A 22,194-nucleotide genomic window follows, 5' to 3' on the forward strand; every position below is an offset into this window, starting at 1 on the left:
CGGCGGGGGGATAGGGCTAAAAGGTAAGCATTTATAACAAATCGCCCCCGGCCGTACGGCGAGGGGCATGGCGGGTTAGATAGGATAAAACTGATAATGCGTGGCGCTGCGGTAGCGGCTCCCCGGCTGCAGCCAGCAATCCGGCTGCGGCCACTCGGGATGGTGCGGGCTGTCCGGCAAAAACTCGCTTTCCAGCGCCACGCCGGCATGGTTGGCATAGCTGCCGCCGTCGCGCGCCGGCGTGCCGGCCAGAAAATTGCCGCTGTAGAGTTGCAGCGCAGGTGCGTCGGTGAACACGCTCATTTGCACCTGCCCGTCGGCGGACCATAAATGGGCCGCCGGGCTTTCCAGCGCGCCGCAGATGCGGTGCAACAGAAAGGCGTGATCGTAGCCGTTGACCCGCTGTTGGTCGCGATCGCGCAGGAAATCCTGCAGCAGCGTTTTCGGTTGACGAAAATCCATGCCGCTGCCGTCCACCGGCGTCAACTCGGCGCAGGGAATGCCCTCGGCGTCGACGGGCAGATAGCGATCGGCGAACAGCTGCAGCCGTTGGGCGCGGGCGTCGGTGCCGGGGCCGTCCAGATTGAAATAGGCGTGGTTGGTCAGGTTGACCGGGCAGGGGCGATCGGCCTGCGCCAGATAGCTGATTTCCAGACGATTATCGGGGGTCAGGCGGTAGCAAACCTGCACGTCGAGATTGCCGGGGAAGCCCTGATCGCCATCCGCTGAATGCAGCGCATAGCAGACCTGGTGCGCATCCTGCTGTACCCGGCGCCAGCGGCGGGCATGAAAACCGTCGGGGCCGCCGTGCAACTGGTGCGCGCCCTGATTGGCGAGCAGCGCATGGGATTTACCGTCGATGGGCAGGCTGGCATTGGCGATGCGGTTGGCGTAACGGCCAACGGTGGCGCCCAGATAGGCGCCCTGACGTTGATAGTCCGCGGCGCTGCGGCAGCCGAGCAGCAGCTCGCGTTTTTCGCCGGATGTGAGCGGTAATACCGCGGACAACCAGGTGGCGCCCCAGTCCATCAGGGTGACGGTCATGCCGCCGGCGTTTTGCAGCCGCGTCAGCTGGTAAGGCTGCCCATCGGGCGCCGCTTCCGTGCTCACCGTCAGCATGTGCCGGCCCCCTGCGAAGCCTGGCAGACGTAAAACGTTTCCCGCAATCCGCCGGTTTGCAGCGGATACTCGTGCGCCACGGCGGCGCGCACCGTTTCCACGAGGTCCTGTGGCATCAGCGCGACGATGCAGCCGCCAAAGCCGCCTCCGGTCATGCGCACGCCGCCGCGCGGGCCGAGGGTCGCTTTGACAATCTCGACCAACCGATCGATTGGCGGCACGGTGATTTCAAAGTCGTCACGCATCGAGGCGTGAGACTCCGCCATCAGCCGGCCCATGCGTTGCAGATCGCCGGCCGCCAGCGCATCGGCCGCCGCCAGCGTGCGGGCATTCTCGCTGATGACATGGCGCGCGCGTTTGGCCACCAACGGATCCAACTCATGTTGACGCGCTGCAAACTGTTCGGGGCTGACGTCGCGCAGCGCCTTGACGCCGAAGAAACGCGCCGCTTCTTCGCACTGTTTGCGGCGGGTGTTGTATTCGCTGTCCACCAGCCCGCGTTGCACATTGGAGTTGATGATCACCACCGCCACGCTGTCCGGCATCGGCACCGCGCGGGTCTCCAGCGAGCGGCAGTCGATCAGCAGAGCGCTGTCGCGCCGGCCGAGCGCGGAGATCAGCTGGTCCATGATGCCGCAGTTGCAACCGACGAATTGGTTCTCCGCCTCCTGGCCGTTCAGCGCCAGCGCCACGCCGTCCAGCGGCAGCTGATAGAGCGCCTGCAGCGCCTGGCCCACCGCCACTTCCAGCGCGGCGGAGGAGCTGAGCCCCGCGCCCTGCGGCACATTGCCGGCGATCACCAGATCCGCGCCGCCGAAATCGGCGTTACGGCGCTGAAGGTGCTTCACCACGCCGCGGACATAGTCGGACCAGCGCTGGTCGGGATGGCTGACGATCGGATCGTCGAGCGAGAATTGATCCTGCTGATTCTGATAATCGGCGGCCAGCACGCGGATCTGACGGTCGTCGCGCTTGGCGCAGGCGATAACGGTTTGGTAATCAATGGCGCAGGGCAGCACGAAGCCGTCGTTGTAATCGGTATGCTCGCCGATCAGGTTCACCCGCCCCGGCGCCTGGATGGTCAACGCCGGCGCGTAGCCGAAGTGTTCGGTAAACAGGGAATGGGTAAGCGGTTTCAGGCTCATGCTTGGGCTCCGGCTTCACGGTAATGAATATCGCTGACGGCGCGCAGACGCTCTGCGGCCTGTTCGGCGGTCAGGTCACGCTGGGTTTCCGCCAGCATCTCGTAACCGACCATAAATTTGCGCACGCTGGCTGAACGCAGCAGCGGCGGATAGAAATGGGCGTGCAGCTGCCAGTGCCGGTTGTCGGCGCCATTGAACGGCGCGCCGTGCCATCCCATCGAATAGGGGAACGAGCACTGGAACAGGTTGTCGTAGCGGCTGGTCAGCTTCTTCAGCGCCAGCGCCAGATCGCGGCTTTGCGCCGCGCTGAGATCGGTGATGCGCTGCACCGCCGTTTTCGGCAGCAGCAGCGTTTCAAACGGCCAGGCGGCCCAGTAGGGCACCACCGCCAGCCAGTGTTCGGTGTTCACCACGATGCGTTCGCCTGCGGCCAGCTCGCGCTGCGCATAGTCCAGCAGCAGCGGGGAGGCATGTTCCCGGAAATAGTCGTGTTGCAGGCGATCTTCGCGTTCGGCCTCGTTCGGCAGAAAACTGTTGGCCCAGACCTGCCCGTGCGGGTGCGGGTTGGAGCAGCCCATCGCCGCGCCTTTGTTTTCGAACAGTTGCACCCAGGGGTAGTGCTTGCCCAGCTCCTCGGTTTGCGCCTGCCAGGCGGTGACCACCTGCTCCAGCGCCGGCAGCGTCAGTTCGGGCAGGGTCTTGCTGTGATCGGGAGAGAAACAGATAACCCGGCTGACGCCGCGCGCGCTCTGGCTGCGCATCAACGGATCGTGGCTGTCGGGCGCCGGCGGCGTATCGCTCATCAGCGCGGCGAAATCGTTGGTAAAGACATAGGTGCCGCGATATTCCGGATTGCGATCGCCGGTGACGCGCGCGTTGCCCGGGCACAGGAAACAGTCGGGATCGTGCGCCGGCAGCGTTGCCGTGGGGACGCTCTCCTGTTGGCCCTGCCAGGGGCGCTTGGCGCGGTGCGGTGAGACCAGCACCCACTGGCCGCTCAGCGGGTTAAAGCGGCGGTGCGGATGGTCGATAGGGTTAAATTCCGTCATACGGTTCCTTTCTTGGCGTCGACGAGGGTGTAATCGCTTCCAATTACCGTCTTGATACGCCCATTGCTGAACAGGGAGTGGTCAATGCGCAAAAAGATAGCATGGCTACAGCGATAAAAAGGTGATCCAACGCGAAAAATGGAATCGTTTACACTTCGGTGAAAAGCGCCGGACAGGCGGCGTAAAGCAGCATGCAAAGCGGTTGATGGCGGGGCGGTGAGGCGCTTGTGATAGCGTTTTCATCCAGCCACCGGCAGAGAAGCGCTCTCTGCCGGCGTCAGACGTTAGGGATGCTGATACAGCGGGTAGGTGAAGAACAGCAGATGGGTCAGGTTCAGTCCGAAATGGAACAGAATCGGCACCCACAGACGGCCGCTCCACATCCACGCCAGGCCGTAGATCACCCCGGCGAGGGTCGCGAAGATCACCATCAGCGTACCGCCCGCCAGATGCGCGGCGCCGAACACCAGGGAGGCGACAATCAGCGCCGGCCAGGCCCCCAGCCACTGGCTGAGGCGCTGCTGCAGGTAGCCGCGAAACAGCGCTTCTTCGGCCATGCAGACGAAGAACAGGTTCGCCATGACGAAGGGCAGGATCCAGGCAGGCGCATGCAGCTCGATTTTTAAGCCGCCCAGCGCCACCGCCAGCAGCAACAGCGCCGGCACGGCCAGCAGCAGCGCAATCCAGCCCGCCTTGCCGCCGTTGCCGCCGCGTTCGGCGGAAAACAATGTGGGCAAGCAGGCGAACAGCAGGAACGGCACCATCGCCTTGTCGAAGTTGTAATACATGGTGAACGGTGCGCTGAGCGGGCCGGCTTTTTCGCCGTCGATCATCAGCTGGTTGTGGATGCCAGGCACCAGATGCAAGAACAGCGCCACGCAGCCGGCGATCACCAACCCTTCGAGCGCGATCGCCAGATTACGCTGCGCGCGAAAATAATGACGTAGACCCGCCAGCGCCACGATGGCCAACAGGCAACCCAGGCTGAGTGGCGTCAGCACCCCATGATAAAGCCCCATGCCCGCCGAGGCGGCCAGGATCACCCAGGCTATCAGCCGGTTAAACGGCAAGAAAAATAACGAAGCAGCCAGTACGCCCCACATAATATGTCCCTTTAAAATATGTACACGGCGCTCAGCGCCTTTGCGGCGTGCGATGATGGCGAAATTGAGCGCTAAAGCGGATAGTAGCACACCAGAATGACGCTAAAGGTCGGGGCAGTGATGCATTCGTGCATTATGCCGGCCGACACAACCGGCGGCGATGCAGGTTAACCTCTCATCCAGGCCTGCGAACGGGTGATTTCGGCCAGATTTTGCAGGGTATCCAGACTCTGCTGGTGGATCTCCTGCGTAGGGGCTGCGCACAGATCGTGCAATACGGTCACCTGAAAGCCGGCGTCGTGCGCCTGACGCGCGGTGCTTTCGATGGCGAGCGGCGTGCTGATGCCCGCCAGCAGCAAATGGTGGCACCGATGTTGCCGCAGCCAGGCTAACAAATTGTTACCGGAGAAGGCGCTAACCGCCGTTTTTTCAAACTGCAGATCGGTCTCTTCCCGGTGCAGTTCGGGCACCCAGCGGCATCCCGGGCCGTTTAGCCGCAGCGCGCCGATCTGCTTGAGATGGTTGAACAGCGGCGAGTGAGGCGGGATGTCATGATAATCGTCGGCGAATCCCACCCGCACCCAAATTACCGGGATTTTTCGCACCCGCGCATAGGCCGCGGCGGCATTGACGTTGGCGAGCAGGTGGGTCGCCGCCACCTGTTCACGGCAGTGGTTGGCGCGGCCTTTGGGCCCGATAAGATCCTCGATCAGGTCGATGATAATCAACGCAGCGGACATGGCGTCTCCAGAAAATGGCCTTCTTTCTTTCTATGATAAAAGGCCAAATGTGATGTGCTGCGGTGAAGTGTTGCCGGATATGTTTACGCCGCGTTTCAGACGGAGGCTGCCTCCAGCCGCTGGTGTTGATAGCCGTAGCCGCCCTCGCCGTCGGGCACGAAGCTGAGGCGATGGGTGATGCACTGCGGCGCATCTTCGGCATGGTGCGAAACGAACAGCAACTGCGTGGCGCCCTGGCCGATCAGCACGTCGATGAAGCGGCGCACCAGCTGGCGATTGAGCGGATCCAGCCCTTGCAGCGGTTCGTCGAGGATCAGCAGCGCCGGGTGTTTCACCAGCGCACGGGCGATCAGCGCCAGCCGCTGTTGGCCCCAGGAAAGGCTGTGGAACGGGGCGTCACCGCGCGCGCCGTTGAGCCCGAGCAGCGCCAGCCATTGCTCTGTCAGCTGCCGCTGGCGATCCGAGACCGCCTGATAAATGCCGATCGAATCGAAGAACCCCGACAGCACCACGTTGCGCACGCTGGTGTTGACGCGATAATCCAGATGCAGGCTGCTGCTGACGTAGCCGATATGGCGTTTGATTTCCCAGATGGTTTCCCCGCTGCCGCGGCGGCGGCCGAACAGCGTCAGATCGTTGCTGTAGCCCTGCGGGTGATCGCCGGTGATCAAACTGAGCAGGGTGGATTTGCCGGCGCCGTTTGGGCCGACGATCTGCCAGTGTTCACCAGGGTTAACCTGCCAGTCGAGATGATTGAGGATCGTCCGATCGTTATAGCTGACCACGCCGTCACGCAGGACGATCAGCGGACGATCCGCCGGCAGGGCCACTTTATGCGCCGGATCCTCCGTTTCCGGCAGCGCCAGCCCGCTGAGGTTTTCGCTGTGCGCAAGCTGCGCCACCAGCGCGTCCGCCATCACCTGGCTGCGCGGCCCGCGGTTGGTCAGGGTGCAGTCCGCCAGCACGCCCACCTGCCGGACAAAATCCGGTATTTCGTCGAACCGGTTGAGCACCAGCACCACGGTTTGGCCCTGGGCGGAAAGCTCGCTCAGCAACGCGGCGAGCTGCGCGCGCGAGTGCACGTCCAGCCCGTCGAAGGGTTCATCGAGGATCAGCAGGTCGGGCTGCGGCATCAGCGCGCGGCACAGCAGGGTTTTGCGCGTTTCGCCGGTGGAGAGGTATTTGAAGCGGCGCGTCAGCAGGGCGGTAATGCCGAACTGCGCGGCCAGTCGCTCACAGCGCGCGGCGTCTTTCACCTCTTCCTGAATGATCTCCGCCGCGGTACGGCCGGTGTCGTCTTCGTCCGCGCTGAGCAGATCGGTATTGTTGCGTTGCCACTCGTCGCTGACCATCTTTTGCAACTGTTCGAAGGAGATGCGCACCGCATGCTGAAAGTCGCTGCGGCGTTCGCCGCGCAGCAGAACCAGTTCGTCGGCCAGCGCGCGCGCCAGGGCGGATTTGCCGCTGCCGTTGGCGCCGACGAAGGCCCAGCTTTCACCGGCCTGGATCGCCAGCGCTTCCAGCGTCAGGGTGCGGGTATCGCTCAAGCGGAATGAACCTTGCGAAATGTGCAACGACGACATCACCTGTTCCTTTTTTTGCAATTATTTTCCTTAGAAATAGGCGCATTGCAGGGTGATGTCAATCAACAAAAACGCAACATCACGTTGCGCTTAACACAACGTGGCGACAATCACCCGATCGGCGTTGAACAGGGCGTATACGGCGTCGCCGACGCTCAGCTGCAGGCGCTGCAGCTCCGCCGTCGTCAGGGTGGCGCACAGGGTTTCGCCGCCCGCCAGCGTCACCAGCACCTCGCTGTGTTCGGCGCCCGGCTGAATGCCGGCCACCACGCCCGCCAGCGCATTCTCCGCGTCGGCGTTATCGGCCGCATCGACGCTCAGACGCACCCAGGGCGCCTTGATCAGCGCCAGCACCTCTTTGCCGGGCGTCAGCTGCAGCCGATCGGCGCTTTGCTGGGTAATGGCCGCCGTCAGGCGAGTGCTGCCGTCGTTCAGCAGGATCGCCAGATGCTGCTGTACCTGCTGGTGGTCGCGTTCGATCACGGTGCCGAAAAACTGATTGCGCGCGCTGGTTTGCAGCGAGAAGCGCGAGATGGCCGCCAGCAGGCTGTCGAGCGGCAGATCGTCCTGCTGCAGCACGTCGAAGGCTTTTTGCTGCACCTGGCCCAGCAGATCGTACAGCTGGATCAGCCGTTGGCCGTAGTGCGTCAAATGCGCGCCCCCGCCGCCTTTGCCGCCGGTGGCGCGTTCCACCACCGTTTGTTCCGCCAGTTGGTTCATCTCATTGATGGCGTCCCAGGCGCTTTTGTAGCTGATGCCCGCCAGTTTGGCGCCCTGGCTGATGGAGCCGGTGTGCTGCACCTGTTTCAGCAGCGCGATGCGGCGCGGATCGGCGAACAGCTTTTGCTGGAGTTTGAGAGTCAGAAGAATTTCGGCCTGCATAGCGCATCCTGTCGGCGGCAAAAATCGTATTGTCGCCGATTTGGCGGCAAAGCGCCAAACGCAGTGCGGTGGAGCGCGGGGCAATAAAGACTGGCATTGCAATATTGTAATAATATAACATAACAAAAAACGATAAAGCTTTATTCCGGCTGCGGCCGATTTTTATTTCACCACAGGGATGCTCCACATGAGTACGACACGCCAGCGCCTTCGCGCGCCCAGGAAATATTTATGCCTCGCCGCCGCTTGGGTCGGCGGCGCACTGGCGCCGCTGGCTTTCGCCGCCGACTGCGATAAAGCCCGCAATGCCACGGGATGTGAAGAACAGCTCACCGTGGAAGCGGCGGCCTCCGCCGGGCGCTACGATGCGTTGAGCGCCGTGAGCCGCAGCGCTTCGCAGCTCGGGCTGAGCGCTCGGGAGACGCCGCGCAGCGTCGATATCATCAGCGCGCGGGCGATCCAACAGCGGGGCGATCGCTCGCTGGCCGCCGCCGTCGAGCATGCCACCGGTCTGTCTGGCGTCGCTTCGCCAACGTTGTCCAACAACTTTTCCGCGCGCGGTTTTCGGCCGATCGCCTGGCTGTATAACGGCGTAGAGATGCCCGGCAGCACGCTGCAACTGGGCGATCCGGCGCATTACGACAGCATCGAGGTACTGCGCGGGCCGGGATCGGCCTTGAACGGGCTGAGCGCCGCAGGCGGCAGCGTCAACCTGATCTCGCGGCGGCCGACCTTCAGCCGCCAGCCGCTCGAGCTTGATTATGGCTTCGGCAGCTACCGCAGCCAGCGTCTGCATCTGGGGGCCGGCGGCGCGCTGGTGGACGATGCGGTGGCGTACCGGTTGGACGTCAGCGGCAACGACAGCGGCAGCAACGTGCAGTATGAACGCGATCGGCAGAAGCGGGTTTCCGGCTCGCTGCTGTTTAAATTGACGGACGAAGCGTTGCTGACGCTGAGCCTGGACCGCATGCTCAACCGCACCAACAACCCTTACTACGGCACGCCGCTGCTGGACGGGCGCATTGCCGGCGAGCTGCGCGACATCAATTACAACAACCTGACCGACAGCCGCATCCAGAGCAACGCCACCGCATTTCAGGCCAGTCTGGACTGGTTTATGACGCCCGAAGTGGAATGGCATAACCAATTCTATTACTACAGCGGCTTTCGCGAATGGCGCAACGTCGAGCGTTTCCGCGTCGCGGCGGCGGCCCGGCCCGGCGACGTCAACCGCGACTCCTTCGGCGCCCTGGCGCACGACGACGATCTGATCGGCAACCGCAGTTCGCTGGTGTTCGATCGCGCCATCGCCGGTTTCGATAACCGGTTGCTGGTCGGCTTCGATCTGAGCAAGCGGCATTTTCAGTACTACTCGAACGGTTTCCCTGGCTCCGAAGACGTACCGCTCGGCGCGCCGCCCAGAGAGCCGTTCGCCCAGGGTACCGACCGCCAACGCGCGCCGGTGCGCCACGTTACCCAGAACCAGTATGCCGCCTTTCTCGAGGATCGCTTCAGCCTGACCGAGCGTTTAGCGTTGCTGGGCCAGCTGCGCTACAACCATATGAACATGGACTGGCGCTTCCAGGGGCCGCAGGAAGAGAGCCGCGCGCACACCTATGTTTTCAGCACCTGGAGCCTGGGCCCCAGCTATGCATTGACCGATAACCTCACGCTCTACGCCAACTACACCACCGGCCAGGAGCCGGGCAACGATTTGTTCTTCCTCAGCCCGGCGCAGACCGATCTGCCGCTGACGCGAGCGCGTCAGTGGGAGGCCGGTGCCAAAGGGGGGTTTTGGGATAACAAGGGCGAGGCGACGCTGGCGCTGTACGAACTGCGCAAGGACAACCTGTTTGTGCCCGACGTGCAGCGGCCGGATGCGTTGAACGCGGTAGGCAGGCAGACGTCGCGTGGCATCGAGCTTGGCGTGGTGCTGCGTCCCGACGATCGTTGGGAGCTGGCCGGCAATGCCACCTACACGCACGCCCGCTACGACGACTATCGCGGCGGTAGCCCGCTGCGCAGCTACAACGGCAATCGCCCGGCCTATATCCCGGACTGGACCGCCAACCTCAGCGTGCATTATCAGGCGACGGCGCGCCTGGGGCTGGCTTCTTCGCTGCGCTACGTCGGCAGCAGTTATAACGACGACGCCAACCAGCGCAAGATGCGCGCGTACACCACGCTCGATCTGGCGGCGGACTATCAGCTGACGCCGATCATCGATGTTGGTTTCCGCATTCGCAACGCCACCAACCAGCTGTACGCCTATCAGCGCACCTACCCGGATCAGGCGCTGATCGCGCCGCCGCGCAGCTATGAAACCTTCGTGTCGGTCAGGTTCTGACGGCGTGAAACGATCGCTCTATCCGTTGTTGTGCGCCCTGGGATTGGGCGGGGGCGTGCCGCTGCACGCTGAGGCCGTCGGCCTGCAAAATTGCGGGGTCATGCGCGATTACCCGCAGCCGCCGCAGCGGGTGCTGGTTTATGCCAATCCGGCGCTGGAAAACCTGCTGGCGCTAGGACTGGCTGGCCGCGCAATCGGCGTGGTCGGGTATGACCGCGCGCGCGATCCCGCGCCGACGGCGTCGGTCGATGCGCTGCGGGTGCCCGTCAGCCCGGCGCCGCCCACGGCGGAAGCGTTGCTGCTGATGCGGCCGGATTTTGTCTATTCGGCCAGCTATTACTGGCTGCACAGCCCGGAAACGCCCGATCGGGCGCGGCTGGCGGAATGGGGCATCGGCACTTATCTCTCTCCCGGCGCCTGCAGCGGCCAGCAAAGCGCGATCGCCGCCGCGCTGACGTTTGAAGACATCTTCACCGAGCTGCGGGAGCTGGCGCGCATTTTCAACGTCAGCCGCGCCGGTGAAGCGCCGATCGCGCGGCTGCGTGGGCAACTGCAGGCGTTTGAGGCGCGCCGCGCGCCGCTGCCGCATTTACGTCTGCTGTGGTGGTATGCCGGCACGCAGACGCCCTACGTGGCGGGCTGCTGCGGCGCACCAGGTTTGCTGAGCCGCAGCGTCGGCAGCGAGAACCTGTTCGGCGATCGGCCCGAGCTGTGGCCGACGGTGTCCTGGGAAGTTATCGCCGCCCGCGATCCGGATGCGATCGTGCTTGGCGATCTGCCGCGCGGCGGCCTCGGCGACAGCGCGGCCGACAAAATCGCCTTTCTGGAACATCACCCGCTGACCGCGACGCTGCGCGCCGTGCGTCAGCGGCGCTACGTGATCCTCCCCGGTTACGACATGGACCCTTCCGCCCGCACCGTGGCGGCGCTGGGCCGTTTGATTCGGGGCCTGGCGGCCTTGCCGCCGCAGGCGCCGACTTTTTCCAACAAGGAACCTTGATATGACTGCCGTTTCATTCTCTTCGCTGCTGGACTCCTGGGATCGCCAGCAGGCGGCCTACATCGCCGAACGGGAAGCGCGTTTTAACGCCCAGCTGGAGGTGCTGGCGCTGGCCGCCGGCCAGGATTTTCACGTGGTGGATCTGGCCTGCGGCCCGGGATCGCTGAGCCTGCGCATTTTGCAGCGCTTTCCGCAGGCCAGGGTGACCGCCATCGATCTCGATCCGCTGTTGCTGGCGGTGGCGCGCGGTGCGCTGGCGGAGTACGGCGATCGGATCCGCATTCTGCAGGCCGATCTGGCGGATCCGGCCTGTTTTGCCGCGCTGTCCGGCCCCGCGCCGCAGGCGGCGGTGTCCAGCACGGCGCTGCACTGGCTGATGCCCGAGCAGCAGCTGGCGCTGTACCGCAACGTTGCCGGGCTGCTGGCCGACGGCGGCGTGTTCCTGAACGCCGATCATCAGCGCTATGACCAGCGTCAGCCGCGGCTGAAAGCGTTGGCGGAGCGGCACGACGAGCAGACCCAACAGCGCGCCTGGGACAACGGCGTCGAGGATTGGGATCGCTGGTTTGCGGGCGCGCTGCAATCGCCGGCGCTGGCCGCTTATCAGGCCGAGCGTGAAGCGCTGTTCGCCGGCCGCCCGGTGCCGCCGCCGACGCCGGTGGATTTCCAGCTCGCGGCGCTTAGACAAGCCGGTTTCAGCGAGGCGGGGACGGTGTGGCAGCTGTTGGACGACTATGTGATCGCAGGCTGGAAATAGCATGATCCGGGGGTTACTGCCCGGCCGTAAGGCCGGTTGGCTGCTGTTGCTGGCGGCGGCGCTGCCGCTGGCCCTGCTGGGCGCCACCCTGTCGGGACCTGCGCCGATCGCGTGGCACGACGCCTGGCGCATCGTGTTCGGCGTCAGCGGCAGTGCGGCGACCGACGCCGAGGTGTATCAGCGCATCATCTGGTCGCTGCGGATGCCGCGCGCGCTGTTGGCGGCGCTAGCCGGCGCCGGGCTGGCGTTGGCGGGCACCGTGCTGCAGTCGCTGACCCGCAACCCGCTGGCCGATCCCTGGGTGCTGGGCATCTCCTCCGGCGCCGGCGTGGGGGCGGTAACGGTATTGGTATTGGGGCTGGGGGGCGGCCTGCTGTCGGTGTCCGGCGGCGCGTTTATCGGCGCGCTGGGAGCATTTGCGTTGGTGATGCTGCTGGCCGGGCGTTCGCTGCAGGGGGAGTCCACGCTGTTTATTCTGGCCGGGGTGGCGGTGACGCAGCTGCTTTCTGCGTTAACTTCGCTGATCACCCTCTGGCAGGCGGACGCCAACGTCACGCGCGGCGTGATGTTCTGGCTGCTGGGATCGTTCAGCGACGCGCGCTGGCCGCAGGTCGGGCTGTGCGGGCTGGCGCTGGCGGCGGCGCTGCTGCTTTGTTGGCTGCGGGCGGGTGAGCTGGACGCGCTGGCGTTCGGCGGCGTGACCGCCGCTTCGTTGGGGGTGGCGGTGGCTCCGCTGAAGCTGCTGCTGTATGTGGTGACTACCGCGCTGACGGCGGCGATCGTCGCGTTCAGCGGCGCGGTGGGATTTATCGGGCTGACGGTGCCGCATGTCGCCCGGCGGCTGGTCGGCTCGCGGCATCGGCTGCTGTTGCCGGCCAGCGCGCTGTGCGGCGCGCTGTTCGCCGTGGCGGCGGACACGCTGGCCAGAACGCTGTTTGCCCCGCGCGAGCTGCCGGTCGGCGTGCTGACGGCGCTGTTGGGGGTGCCGGTATTCCTGCTGTTGTTGTATCGGAAGGTCAATGCATGACGATTGAAAAAGCGCGATCCGGCCTGCGCGCCGAAGCGGTGAGCTGGCGAGCGGGCGAACGCACGGTGCTGGAAAATCTGGATTTCTGCGCCTTGCCCGGTGAGGTCACCGGCGTGCTCGGCGTCAACGGCAGCGGTAAATCCACGTTGCTCAAGCTGCTGGCCGGGTTGCAGCCTGCCGCCGGGGGCCACGTTTGGCTGGAAGGGCGCGAAATTACTGCGTTTTCCGGGCGGGAGCGCGCCAGGCGCATCGCCTTTCTCGAGCAATCCGCCCCCGGCGCCTTCGCGCTGCCGGTGAAGGAGGCGGTGCTGCTGGGGCGCCTGGCCCATATCGGCCGCTGGCGCGGTTTCGGCCCCGAAGATCGCCGTCTCGCCGGGCAGGCGATGGAGCAAGTGGGCATCAGCCACCTGGCCGATCGCGATTGGCAGCGGCTGTCCGGCGGCGAACGGCAGCGGGTGCACCTGGCGCGCGCGTTGGCGCAGCAAACGCCGTGGCTGCTGCTGGATGAGCCCGCCAACCATCTGGATATCGCCCATCAGCAGCAGTTTATGACCTTGCTGCGGCGGCTGAAGCTCAGCGTGGTGGTAACGCTGCACGATCTGAATCTGGCCGCCTGCTATTGCGATCGGGTGGCGCTGCTGCAGCGGGGCAGGGTCTGTGCGGCAGGTGCGCCGCGGCAGGCGCTGACGCCGGAGAACATTCGCGCGGTGTACGGGGTGGAGGCCCGGCTGGCGGCGCCCGCCGGCTATGCGCCGCCGCTGATCTATTACCCCGCACCGGCATGAGCCCGGTGGAAAGGGCACGTTTAGCCGATCACAATTTCGCCCCGCTGGCTAAAATAACTCCGGTTTTACCGATTTTTTTGGGTTAGAATAACCCGATATGCGGTGAAAGGCATTTGCCGCTCAATGGGCAGTTAAGCGAGGCTATCATGTTGGAATTATTGAAAAGTCTGTTGTTTGCCGTGGTCATGGTGCCGGTGGTCATGGCGCTGATCCTCGGCCTGATCTACGGTTTTGGCGAAGTGTTCAACGTCTTCTCCAAAGTGGGCCGTTCGAAAGAAAATCGCACCCAGCACTGACCGTTCCCCATCCTGATACCCGCCGGCATCGCCCGGCGGGCATTCCTCAAGTTATCTCACGCTTTGCCGATAAACCGCATGACAAGCTTTCGCGCAACGTTATATTATTTTTTATATAACGAAGAGTGATAATGCACGTTAACTTGCGGAGAAAAACAATGAAACAGCAATGGACCAAATGGGTTGGCGGGATCGTGTTGGCATCGGGCCTGGTGGCACAGGCTTCGGCGGCGGAAAAGATCACCGTGTTCGCCGCCGCGTCGCTGACCAACGCGCTGCAGGACATCGCCACCCAGTATCAAAAAGGCAAGGATGTGCAGGTGGTTTCCTCCTTTGCGTCCTCTTCGACGCTGGCGCGCCAAATTGAGCAGGGCGCCCCGGCCGATCTGTTCATCTCCGCCGATCAACAGTGGATGGATTACGCCATCGACAAGCAGCAGATGGTGAAAGACACCCGCTATACGCTGCTGGGCAACGAACTGGTGCTGATCGCCGCCAAGAGCGATAAGCAAGATAAGATCGCCATCGACAAGCAGACCGACTGGACCAAGCTGCTCAACGGCGGCCGTCTGGCGGTGGGCGATCCGGATCACGTGCCGGCCGGTATCTACGCCAAAGAGGCGCTGGAACACCTGGGCGCCTGGAGTGCGCTGGAGCCGAAACTGGCGCGCGCCAACAACGTGCGCAGCGCGATGGCGCTGGTGGAGCGCGGTGAAGCGCCGCTCGGCATCGTTTACGGTTCCGACGCGGTCGCCAGCGACAAGGTGAAAGTGGTGGGCGTGTTCCCGGAAGACAGCCACAAACCGGTTGAATATCCGATGGCGATTGTGAAAGATCGTCAAAATCCGACGGTCAGCGCTTTCTATACCTATCTGAAGGGCCCGGAAGCGGCCGCTATTTTCGAACATTATGGATTCACCCCGCGTAAATGATTCTGAGCGAGTACGAGTGGCAGGCGGTTGAGCTGAGCCTGAAAGTTTCCGGTTTGGCGGTAGTCTGCAGCCTGCCGTTCGGCATTCTGATGGCCTGGGTGCTGGTGCGTTGCCGTTTTCCCGGCAAGGCGCTGCTGGATGGCGTCATTCACCTGCCGCTGGTGCTGCCGCCGGTGGTGGTGGGTTATTTGCTGCTGATCGCCATGGGGCGGCGCGGCGTCATCGGCGAGTGGCTGTACGACTGGTTCGGCTTCAGCTTCAGCTTTAGCTGGCGCGGCGCCGCGCTGGCGTCGGCGGTGGTGGCGTTTCCGCTGATGGTGCGCGCTATCCGGCTGGCGCTGGAGGCGGTGGATACCCGGCTGGAACAGGCGGCGCGCACGCTGGGCGCCAACCCGTGGCGGGTGTTTTTCACTATCACGCTGCCGCTGTCACTGCCCGGCGTCATTGTCGGCGTGGTGCTGGCCTTCGCCCGTTCGCTGGGGGAGTTTGGCGCCACCATCACCTTCGTCTCCAACATTCCCGGTGAAACCCGCACCATTCCGCTGGCGATGTATACGCTGATTGAAACACCGGGGGCGGAGGCCGCCGCCGCGCGTCTGTGCGTGATCGCCATCGTGCTGTCGCTGGCTTCGCTGATGGTGTCCGAATGGCTGGCCCGCTGGGGCCGCAAACGGATGGGGGTGTAAATGCTGGAGCTGGATTTCTCGCAGCAGCTGGGCGACCTCAATCTCAACGTCCGCGCCGATTTGCCGGCGCAGGGCATCACCGCGATTTTCGGCCTGTCCGGCGCGGGTAAAACTTCATTGATCAACGCCATCGGCGGCCTGACCCGTTTGCAGCAGGGGCGCATCGCGCTCAATGGCCGCACGCTGGTGGATACCGCCGCGGGCCTCTGCCTGCCGCCGGAAAAGCGCCGTATCGGCTATGTGTTTCAGGATGCGCGCCTGTTCCCGCACTATCGGGTGCGCGGCAACCTGCAGTACGGCATGGCGGCCGGCATGCGCGCGCAGTTCAACACCATCGTCGAGCTGTTGGGCATCGGGCCGCTGCTCAATCGGCTGCCGCTGACGCTCTCCGGCGGTGAAAAACAGCGGGTGGCGATCGGCCGCGCGCTGCTGACCGCGCCGGAACTGCTGCTGATGGACGAACCGCTGGCCTCGCTCGATCTGCCGCGCAAACGCGAGCTGCTGCCGTATCTGGAGCGGCTGGCGCAGGACGTCAACATCCCTATCCTCTACGTCAGCCACAGCCTGGACGAGATCCTGCGCCTGGCCGAGCAGGTGTTGGTGCTGGATCGCGGCGAGGTGCGCGCGTTCGGCGGGCTGGAAGCCGTCTGGGCCAGCAGCGCGCTGCGGCCGTGGCTGCAACGTGAAGATCAGAGCAGCGTGCTGCGCGTCAGCGTGATTGAGCATCATCAACGCTATGCCATGACCGCGCTGGCGCTCGGCGATCAAAGGCTGTGGGTCAGCGGCATCGATGCCGAATTGGGCACTCAGCTGCGCATTCGCATCAATGCCGCCGACGTCTCGCTGGTGCTGCAGCCGCCGGTCAACAGCAGCATTCGCAACGTCTTGCCGGCCAAGGTCAGCGAGTGTCTGGACGTGGACGGGCAGGTGGAGGTGAAGCTGGCGGTCGGGGAACACGTGCTGTGGGCGCGCATCACGCCTTGGGCGCGAGACGAACTGGCGATCCGCCCCGGGCAGTGGCTGTACGCGCAGGTGAAAAGCGTGTCGATCAGCCGCGAGAGCCGTTAAGGCGAGCCCTCCCGGCGGGAGGGCGAAAAGACTACAGCACGCGGGTGCGGATCACCTCGGCGATGCCCGGCTGCAGGTTATCGGCGATCACCAGATCGGCGCGTTCCTTGATCGCGTCATCGGCGTTGCCCATCGCCACGCCCAAACCGACCGCTTCCAGCATGCTGATGTCGTTGTAGTTGTCGCCGAACGCCACCACCTGATCCATGCTCAGCCCCTGCGACTCCACCCATTGGCGCAGGCGTTTGCCTTTGCTGTTGCCGCCTTTGGCGATATCCACCTGATCGTGCCAGGACCATTCGCACGCCAACCCCAGCTCTTTTTCCACCGTGTCGGCAAACTCGCGCAGCGCCGGAATATCGGCGTGCGAGGTGGCGAATTTCCAGATCGCCTGCGCGTCGTCGGCCGCCTGCGCCAGGCTGCCGACCTGCAGCAGCGTCGGGCGCTGCGCCGCAGGCAGGGTTTCGGCCCAGGCCAGCGAGCGAGTCACGTGGCCGCTCGGTTCCTGATACAGCATGGCGTCGTCAACGTACATCAGCCCGTGAATGTCGGTCTGTTTGAGCATCTGCAGCACCTGTTTGGCCTGCTCCTTCGCCAAGGGATCGGCGGCCAGCACTTTTTTCTGCTGAAAATCATATAGGTAAGTGCCGTTGCAGCAGATGGCCGGCGTGTCAATCTGCAGCGCCTGGTAGAACGGATGGATGGCGACGTGATGGCGGCCGGTGACCACCACCACCTGGACGCCGGCGGCGCGCGCCTGCGCCAGCGCTTCCAGCGACTGCGGTAAGATGCGTTTTTGATTGTCCAGCAGGGTGCCGTCAAGATCGAGGGCGATGACGCGGTAGCTCATAGGATTCTCGTTATCGTTAGCCATAAAATTAATCCGATGGTACACCGGATAGCCAATGGAGAAAACCGCGTGAGCTTCCGGTGCTAAGCAGGGTTGCCATGCGACGGATGTGCGGTAAGCTAGGGACAAGCGAACGGCCTGAAACCGGTTCCTCTTTTACCCTTTGCAAGGAGAACACATGAAGCAAATCGTTTATGTCGCCAGCCCGGAGAGCCAGCAGATCCACGTCTGGCAGTTGGACGACGCTGGCGCGCTGACGCTGCTGCAAACCGTTGACGTGCCGGGCCAGGTGCAGCCGATGACCCTTCATCCGGACAAGACTCACCTGTACGTCGGCGTGCGTCCGGCGTTCGGCATCGTCAGCTACCGCATCGAGGCGGACGGCACGCTGCAGCAGGCCGGCATGGCGCCGCTGCCGGGCAGCCCGACCCATATCTCCACCGATTTGCAGGGGCGTTACCTGTTCTCCGCTTCCTACAGCGGCAACTGCGCCAGCATCAGCCCGATCGGCCACGACGGCGTGGTCACGGCGCCGATCCAACAGATCGACGGCCTGAGCGCGCCGCACTCCGCCAACATCGATCCGACCAACCAGCTGGTGCTGGTGCCGTGTCTGAAAGAAGACCGCATCCGTCTGTTCAACCTGAGCCTGGCGGGCCAGCTGACGCCGCACGCGCAGGACGCGGTGGATATCGCCGCCGGCGCCGGTCCGCGCCATATGGCGTTCCACCACAACGACAAGTTCGCTTACTGCGTCAATGAGCTGAACGGCACGGTGGACGTGCTGGCCATTTCGGAAAACGGCGGCAAATACACCGTGACGCAAACGCTGGATATCATGCCGGACGATTTCGACGGCACCCGCTGGGCGGCGGACATTCATATCACGCCGAACGGCCGCTTCCTGTACACCAGCGATCGCACCGCCAGCATTCTGACCCTCTTCAGCGTCTCCGAAGACGGCGGCACGTTGAGCGTGGCCGGCTATTATCCGACCGAAGCGCAACCGCGCGGTTTCAATATCGATCACAGCGGCCGCTTCGTGATTTCGTCCGGCCAGAAGTCCGATCACATCGCGGTGCATGAAATTGATCAGGCCAGCGGTCAGCTGACTATGTTGGCGCGTTATCCGGTGGGCAAAGGCCCGATGTGGGTAAGCGTGCTGGCGAAGTAATTCGGCGGGCAGAGCAGAAAAGCGCGGTTCGGTTGAGCCGCGCTTTTTTATGGGCGGAGATCAATCAGTTGAACATCACCGTCAGCGTGGCGCTGCCGAGGCTGTGGAAATGCACGTTAAAGCCCACCAACGCGCCGCTGGAACCTTCATCCACCTCAATGCTTTCCACGTCCAGCGCATGCACGGTGAACTGATAGCGGTGGCGTTCGCCATTCGGCGGCGCGGCGCCGCCGTAACCGGCCGAGCCGAAGTCGGTGCGGGTTTGCAGCGCGGCGCTCGGCAGCGGCGCTTTGCCGGAGCCTGCGCCCTGCGACAGCTCGCGCACGTCGGCCGGAATATTGGCCACCACCCAGTGCCACCAGCCGGAGCCGGTCGGGGCATCGGGATCGTACAGGGTGACGACGAAGCTTTTGGTGCCGGCGGGCACGCCGTCCCAAGCCAGGTGCGGCGACAGGTTATCGCCGCGGTAGCCCATGCCGTTGAAGACCTGCGTCTGCGGCATTGTGCCGCCGTCCTGCAGATCGTTGCTGTACAAACGAAAAGCCATAATGACTCCCAGTTGTCGATAAACACGGACCCTTAAGCTAGATCTTTTCGGTGGAACAATACAACCCCTTGCGCCAGCGGCGGACGGTTGATCTCGACGGTGACATGCACCAGTTCGGGATGCGCGGCCAACAGTTGGCGCACCCGATCGGCGGTGAGGGTACGATCGGCGCTGCTCAGGGCGAGGACGCAATGATATTTTCCTTTGCCGATGCGGCCTACATGCAAATCGGTCAGCGTGAGCGCGTGGCCGGAAGCGGCCAGGGCCTGGCGGATCTCTTGCGCCACCGGGGCGTCCATTTCGGCATCCAGCAAAATCTTTCCGCTATCGCGCATCAGGCTATAGGCCCAGGCGGCCACCATCGCCGCGCCGACGATGCCCATCAGCGGATCGAGCCAGGCGGCGCCCCAAAGCTTGCCGCCGAACAGCGCGACGAGCGCCAGCACCGAGGTGGCGGCGTCGGCGAGCACGTGAACATAGGCGGAACGCAGGTTGAGGTCATGATGAGTGTCGTCGTGGTCATCCCCGTGATGATGATGGTGGCCGCCGCCGCGCAACAGCCAGGCGCAGAACAGGTTGACGGCCAGCCCGATCGCGCCGATGGCGATGGCTTCGTTGTAATGAATCGGGCTGGGATTCAGCAGCCGCTGCCCAGACTGAAACAGCATCAGCGCCGCCACCAGCACCAACAACACCGCGCTGGTGTAACCGGCCAGCACTTCGATCTTCCAGGTGCCGAGGCTAAAGCGGCGATCCTTGGCCAGCCGGCGTGCGGCGCCGTAAGCCAGCACCGACAGGCCCAGGGCCAGCGCGTGCGAACTCATGTGCCAGCCGTCGGCCAGCAATGCCATCGAGTTAAACAGCCAGCCGCCGGCGATCTCGATAGCCATCATACTGGCGGTGAGTATCACCGCCCATCTGGTGTTTCTTTCGGCCAATGGGTTACCATCGTCAAAAACGTGGCTGTGCTCGCGGTGCAAAACGGGCGCGTGAGACGTCATGGTGAAGTTCCTCAGCAAAAGATAGTGTGCTGAAATATACTATACCCCAGTATAGTAAATAACAATCAGGCGGAAATGATGAGCCATACCCACAGAGATCAAAAGAAGCTGTTGGCGCGGGTACGCCGCATTAAAGGGCAGGCCGAAGCGCTGGAACGCGCGCTGGAGAGCGGCGGCGAATGTTCGGCTGTTCTGCAGCAGATCGCGGCGGTGCGCGGCGCGGTCAACGGTCTGATGGCGCAGGTGCTGGAAGGGCATGTGCGCGAACATCTGGCTGCCGCGGACGCTACGCCGCAGCAGCGCGAGCAGGACATCGAGCAATTGATGACCGTTTTACGTTCTTATATGAAGTAATCATGATTTCACTGAAAAAACGCACGCCGTGGTTCGGCTGGCTGCGCCGTTGGGCCAAAGGCATCAAGCGCGATATCTACGCGCTGTGGCTGGCCGCCCGTGATAAGCGCACCCCGTGGTACGCCAAGCTGATCGCGCTGCTGGTCGCCGGCTATGCGATCTCACCGATCGATCTGATCCCGGATTTTATTCCGGTGCTGGGCTATCTGGACGATGTGATCATCGTGCCGTTGGGCATCATGTTGGCGGTGCGGCTGATCCCCAAACCGCTGATGGCCGAGCTGCGCGAGAAGGCGCAAAAGCGCGTCGATAATCCCACCGGCCGCATGGCGGCGGCGATGATCATTTTACTGTGGCTGCTGTGTTTGGGATTGCTGGCCCGCTATCTGGACCAGCATTGGTAAGGCATTAACGCGCGGCGTCGGCCACGGCGGCGGTCAGGCGGCTGAGCTGTTCCGCTTCGATGATGTAAGGCGGCATCAGGTAAATCAGCTTGCCGAACGGCCGGATCCATACCCCGCGCTCGACGAACCCGCGCTGCAGCTCGGCGACATCCACCGGTTCGCGCATCTCCACCACCCCAATCGCGCCCAGCACCCGCACGTCGGCCACCTTCGGCAGCGCCGCCAACGGCAACAGTTCCCGCTTCAACTGGGTTTCGATGGCGCTCACCTGCGCCTGCCAGCGATTTTCCGCCAGCAGCGCCAGACTGGCGTCCGCCACGGCGCAGGCCAGCGGATTGCCCATAAAGGTCGGCCCGTGCATAAAGCAGCCGGCCGCGCCGTTGCTGATGGTCTCCGCCACGTGGCGGGTGGTCAGGGTGGCGGAAAGGGTCATATAGCCGCCGGTCAGCGCCTTGCCCAGACAGAGAATGTCCGGCACCACCTGCGCGTGCTCGCAGGCGAACAGCTTGCCGGTGCGGCCGAAACCGGTGGCGATCTCGTCGGCGATCAGCAGCACCTGATGGCGATCGCACAGCTCGCGCACCCGCTTGAGGTAGGTCGGATGGTAGATGCGCATGCCGCCGGCGCCTTGCACCACCGGTTCCAGGATCACCGCCGCCACTTCACCGGCGTGCTGCTCCAGCAGCGCGGCGAACGGCGCGATATCCTCTTCACGCCATTCCTCGTCGAAGCGGCACTGCGGCGCGGTGGCGAACAGGTGCGGCGCCAGATACCCCTGATAGAGGCTGTGCATCGAGTTGTCCGGATCGCAGACCGACATCGCGCCGAAGGTATCGCCGTGATAGCCGTGGCGCAGCGTCAGGATGCGCTGCCGGCGCTCGCCGCGCGCCTGCCAGTACTGCAGCGCCATTTTCAGCGACACTTCTACCGCCACCGAACCAGAGTCCGCCAGGAACACGCACTGCAGCGCTTCCGGCGTCATTTCCACCAGCCGACGGCACAACGAGATGGCGGCCGGATGGGTAATGCCGCCGAACATCACGTGCGACATCTTCTCCAACTGCTGGCTGGCGGCCTGATTCAGGCGCGGATGGTTGTAACCGTGGATCGCCGCCCACCAGGAGGACATGCCGTCCACCAGACTCCGGCCGTCCGCCAGCTGCAGTTCGACGCCGCTGGCCGATTCGATCGGGTAACAGGGTAACGGGCGGCTCATGGAGGTGTAGGGGTGCCAGATATGGCGTTGGTCAAACGCCAGGTCGGAAGCGGTGACAGACATTGTTGTAAACCAAATTGGATTAAGATTGGTTGACAGTATATCCACAATATTTAAACTGGCGACACT

General features: G+C 63.8%; 23 protein-coding genes. 12 read left to right on the plus strand and 11 right to left on the minus strand.

Annotation, left to right across the window (positions count from 1 at the left end):
• Positions 1 to 75: 75 nt before the first annotated feature.
• From galM to modE, 7 genes are all read right to left on the minus strand, one after another.
• Positions 76 to 1,119 (minus strand): galactose-1-epimerase, encoded by a 1,044-nt coding sequence (galM, locus tag HWW83_RS00090; protein ID WP_042783871.1) that lies wholly within the window; start codon positions 1,117 to 1,119, stop codon positions 76 to 78.
• The gene (gene galK, locus HWW83_RS00095) at positions 1,113 to 2,264 is read right to left on the minus strand and encodes a galactokinase (protein WP_046686587.1); all 1,152 of its coding nucleotides are present in this window, start codon (positions 2,262 to 2,264) and stop codon (positions 1,113 to 1,115) included. Before galK ends, galM begins: the two co-directional genes overlap by 7 nt.
• Positions 2,261 to 3,313 carry a galactose-1-phosphate uridylyltransferase gene (gene galT, locus HWW83_RS00100; protein WP_176588901.1) on the minus strand — a complete coding sequence of 351 codons (1,053 nt, stop codon included), beginning with the start codon at positions 3,311 to 3,313 and terminating at the stop codon, positions 2,261 to 2,263. Before galT ends, galK begins: the two co-directional genes overlap by 4 nt.
• A gap of 284 nt (positions 3,314 to 3,597) precedes the next feature.
• Complete coding sequence (locus HWW83_RS00105; protein WP_033652347.1) at positions 3,598 to 4,416, minus strand: CPBP family intramembrane glutamic endopeptidase; 819 nt, start codon at positions 4,414 to 4,416, stop codon at positions 3,598 to 3,600.
• 167 nt (positions 4,417 to 4,583) lie between these two features.
• Complete coding sequence (locus tag HWW83_RS00110) at positions 4,584 to 5,156, minus strand: cysteine hydrolase family protein (protein ID WP_033642216.1); 573 nt, start codon at positions 5,154 to 5,156, stop codon at positions 4,584 to 4,586.
• A gap of 95 nt (positions 5,157 to 5,251) precedes the next feature.
• Positions 5,252 to 6,739, minus strand: coding sequence for a molybdate ABC transporter ATP-binding protein ModF (modF, locus tag HWW83_RS00115; RefSeq protein ID WP_176588980.1), 1,488 nt, complete (start codon positions 6,737 to 6,739; stop codon positions 5,252 to 5,254).
• A gap of 90 nt (positions 6,740 to 6,829) precedes the next feature.
• Entirely contained in the window at positions 6,830 to 7,621 is a 792-nt protein-coding gene (gene modE, locus HWW83_RS00120; protein ID WP_046686590.1) for a molybdenum-dependent transcriptional regulator, read from the minus strand.
• A 187-nt stretch (positions 7,622 to 7,808) separates the two neighbouring features.
• Here modE and HWW83_RS00125 point away from each other — a divergent pair, with 187 nt between their 5' ends.
• The 9 genes from HWW83_RS00125 (at position 7,809) to modC (ending at position 16,519) form a co-directional block, all read left to right on the plus strand.
• Positions 7,809 to 9,968, plus strand: a complete 2,160-nt coding sequence (locus tag HWW83_RS00125) for a TonB-dependent siderophore receptor (protein ID WP_176588902.1) — start codon at positions 7,809 to 7,811, stop codon at positions 9,966 to 9,968.
• Between the two features lie 4 nt (positions 9,969 to 9,972).
• Entirely contained in the window at positions 9,973 to 10,968 is a 996-nt protein-coding gene (locus HWW83_RS00130) for an ABC transporter substrate-binding protein (RefSeq protein ID WP_176588903.1), read from the plus strand.
• A 1-nt stretch (position 10,969) separates the two neighbouring features.
• Positions 10,970 to 11,725 (plus strand): class I SAM-dependent methyltransferase, encoded by a 756-nt coding sequence (locus HWW83_RS00135; protein WP_033642220.1) that lies wholly within the window; start codon positions 10,970 to 10,972, stop codon positions 11,723 to 11,725.
• A 1-nt stretch (position 11,726) separates the two neighbouring features.
• On the plus strand, positions 11,727 to 12,752 hold the full coding sequence (locus HWW83_RS00140; RefSeq protein WP_033642221.1) for a FecCD family ABC transporter permease: 1,026 nt from the start codon (positions 11,727 to 11,729) through the stop codon (positions 12,750 to 12,752).
• A complete protein-coding gene (locus HWW83_RS00145) occupies positions 12,749 to 13,537 on the plus strand; it encodes an ABC transporter ATP-binding protein (protein ID WP_103101849.1) in 789 nt (262 codons plus the stop codon). Before HWW83_RS00140 ends, HWW83_RS00145 begins: the two co-directional genes overlap by 4 nt.
• A 146-nt stretch (positions 13,538 to 13,683) precedes the next feature.
• Entirely contained in the window at positions 13,684 to 13,833 is a 150-nt protein-coding gene (locus HWW83_RS00150) for an AcrZ family multidrug efflux pump-associated protein (protein ID WP_004939813.1), read from the plus strand.
• 158 nt (positions 13,834 to 13,991) lie between these two features.
• Positions 13,992 to 14,765, plus strand: a complete 774-nt coding sequence (modA, locus tag HWW83_RS00155) for a molybdate ABC transporter substrate-binding protein (RefSeq protein WP_038870956.1) — start codon at positions 13,992 to 13,994, stop codon at positions 14,763 to 14,765.
• Complete coding sequence (modB, locus tag HWW83_RS00160) at positions 14,762 to 15,451, plus strand: molybdate ABC transporter permease subunit (RefSeq protein ID WP_015377003.1); 690 nt, start codon at positions 14,762 to 14,764, stop codon at positions 15,449 to 15,451. The genes modA and modB overlap by 4 nt, the downstream gene beginning before the upstream one ends.
• Entirely contained in the window at positions 15,452 to 16,519 is a 1,068-nt protein-coding gene (gene modC, locus HWW83_RS00165; protein ID WP_046686592.1) for a molybdenum ABC transporter ATP-binding protein ModC, read from the plus strand.
• Between the two features lie 31 nt (positions 16,520 to 16,550).
• On the opposite strand, the gene HWW83_RS00170 is transcribed toward modC, so the two are convergent.
• A complete protein-coding gene (locus tag HWW83_RS00170) occupies positions 16,551 to 17,369 on the minus strand; it encodes a pyridoxal phosphatase (protein WP_033652412.1) in 819 nt (272 codons plus the stop codon).
• Between the two features lie 178 nt (positions 17,370 to 17,547).
• Here HWW83_RS00170 and pgl point away from each other — a divergent pair, with 178 nt between their 5' ends.
• The gene (pgl, locus tag HWW83_RS00175) at positions 17,548 to 18,543 is read left to right on the plus strand and encodes a 6-phosphogluconolactonase (protein ID WP_176588904.1); all 996 of its coding nucleotides are present in this window, start codon (positions 17,548 to 17,550) and stop codon (positions 18,541 to 18,543) included.
• Positions 18,544 to 18,607: 64 nt separating this feature from the next.
• Here the strand turns inward: pgl and HWW83_RS00180 are convergent, their stop codons facing one another.
• Positions 18,608 to 19,090 (minus strand): kinase inhibitor, encoded by a 483-nt coding sequence (locus HWW83_RS00180; RefSeq protein WP_176588905.1) that lies wholly within the window; start codon positions 19,088 to 19,090, stop codon positions 18,608 to 18,610.
• A gap of 32 nt (positions 19,091 to 19,122) precedes the next feature.
• Positions 19,123 to 20,091 (minus strand): CDF family Co(II)/Ni(II) efflux transporter DmeF, encoded by a 969-nt coding sequence (dmeF, locus tag HWW83_RS00185; protein ID WP_176588906.1) that lies wholly within the window; start codon positions 20,089 to 20,091, stop codon positions 19,123 to 19,125.
• 78 nt (positions 20,092 to 20,169) lie between these two features.
• Here dmeF and HWW83_RS00190 point away from each other — a divergent pair, with 78 nt between their 5' ends.
• Together HWW83_RS00190 and HWW83_RS00195 are read left to right on the plus strand one after the other, a co-directional pair.
• Positions 20,170 to 20,445, plus strand: a complete 276-nt coding sequence (locus HWW83_RS00190; RefSeq protein WP_025301915.1) for a metal/formaldehyde-sensitive transcriptional repressor — start codon at positions 20,170 to 20,172, stop codon at positions 20,443 to 20,445.
• 2 nt (positions 20,446 to 20,447) lie between these two features.
• Positions 20,448 to 20,849, plus strand: a complete 402-nt coding sequence (locus tag HWW83_RS00195) for a YkvA family protein (RefSeq protein ID WP_025301916.1) — start codon at positions 20,448 to 20,450, stop codon at positions 20,847 to 20,849.
• A 4-nt stretch (positions 20,850 to 20,853) separates the two neighbouring features.
• Here HWW83_RS00195 and bioA read toward each other — a convergent pair whose 3' ends face one another.
• A complete protein-coding gene (bioA, locus tag HWW83_RS00200; RefSeq protein ID WP_047572302.1) occupies positions 20,854 to 22,128 on the minus strand; it encodes an adenosylmethionine--8-amino-7-oxononanoate transaminase in 1,275 nt (424 codons plus the stop codon).
• Positions 22,129 to 22,194: the final 66 nt, after the last annotated feature.

This window comes from Serratia ureilytica (assembly GCF_013375155.1).
GTDB lineage: Bacteria > Pseudomonadota > Gammaproteobacteria > Enterobacterales > Enterobacteriaceae > Serratia > Serratia ureilytica.

Bases quoted from the DNA above. Each gene is read 5' to 3' on its own strand.
- galM (WP_042783871.1), bottom strand. From the start codon at position 1,119: ATGCTGACGGTGAGCACGGAAGCGGCGCCCGATGGGCAGCCTTACCAG.
- galK (WP_046686587.1), bottom strand. From the start codon at position 2,264: ATGAGCCTGAAACCGCTTACCCATTCCCTGTTTACCGAACACTTCGGC.
- galT (WP_176588901.1), bottom strand. From the start codon at position 3,313: ATGACGGAATTTAACCCTATCGACCATCCGCACCGCCGCTTTAACCCG.
- HWW83_RS00105 (WP_033652347.1), bottom strand. From the start codon at position 4,416: ATGTGGGGCGTACTGGCTGCTTCGTTATTTTTCTTGCCGTTTAACCGG.
- HWW83_RS00110 (WP_033642216.1), bottom strand. From the start codon at position 5,156: ATGTCCGCTGCGTTGATTATCATCGACCTGATCGAGGATCTTATCGGG.
- modF (WP_176588980.1), bottom strand. From the start codon at position 6,739: ATGTCGTCGTTGCACATTTCGCAAGGTTCATTCCGCTTGAGCGATACC.
- modE (WP_046686590.1), bottom strand. From the start codon at position 7,621: ATGCAGGCCGAAATTCTTCTGACTCTCAAACTCCAGCAAAAGCTGTTC.
- HWW83_RS00125 (WP_176588902.1), top strand. From the start codon at position 7,809: ATGAGTACGACACGCCAGCGCCTTCGCGCGCCCAGGAAATATTTATGC.
- HWW83_RS00135 (WP_033642220.1), top strand. From the start codon at position 10,970: ATGACTGCCGTTTCATTCTCTTCGCTGCTGGACTCCTGGGATCGCCAG.
- HWW83_RS00140 (WP_033642221.1), top strand. From the start codon at position 11,727: ATGATCCGGGGGTTACTGCCCGGCCGTAAGGCCGGTTGGCTGCTGTTG.
- HWW83_RS00145 (WP_103101849.1), top strand. From the start codon at position 12,749: ATGACGATTGAAAAAGCGCGATCCGGCCTGCGCGCCGAAGCGGTGAGC.
- HWW83_RS00150 (WP_004939813.1), top strand. From the start codon at position 13,684: ATGTTGGAATTATTGAAAAGTCTGTTGTTTGCCGTGGTCATGGTGCCG.
- modA (WP_038870956.1), top strand. From the start codon at position 13,992: ATGAAACAGCAATGGACCAAATGGGTTGGCGGGATCGTGTTGGCATCG.
- modB (WP_015377003.1), top strand. From the start codon at position 14,762: ATGATTCTGAGCGAGTACGAGTGGCAGGCGGTTGAGCTGAGCCTGAAA.
- modC (WP_046686592.1), top strand. From the start codon at position 15,452: ATGCTGGAGCTGGATTTCTCGCAGCAGCTGGGCGACCTCAATCTCAAC.
- HWW83_RS00170 (WP_033652412.1), bottom strand. From the start codon at position 17,369: ATGAGCTACCGCGTCATCGCCCTCGATCTTGACGGCACCCTGCTGGAC.
- pgl (WP_176588904.1), top strand. From the start codon at position 17,548: ATGAAGCAAATCGTTTATGTCGCCAGCCCGGAGAGCCAGCAGATCCAC.
- HWW83_RS00180 (WP_176588905.1), bottom strand. From the start codon at position 19,090: ATGGCTTTTCGTTTGTACAGCAACGATCTGCAGGACGGCGGCACAATG.
- dmeF (WP_176588906.1), bottom strand. From the start codon at position 20,091: ATGACGTCTCACGCGCCCGTTTTGCACCGCGAGCACAGCCACGTTTTT.
- HWW83_RS00190 (WP_025301915.1), top strand. From the start codon at position 20,170: ATGAGCCATACCCACAGAGATCAAAAGAAGCTGTTGGCGCGGGTACGC.
- HWW83_RS00195 (WP_025301916.1), top strand. From the start codon at position 20,448: ATGATTTCACTGAAAAAACGCACGCCGTGGTTCGGCTGGCTGCGCCGT.
- bioA (WP_047572302.1), bottom strand. From the start codon at position 22,128: ATGTCTGTCACCGCTTCCGACCTGGCGTTTGACCAACGCCATATCTGG.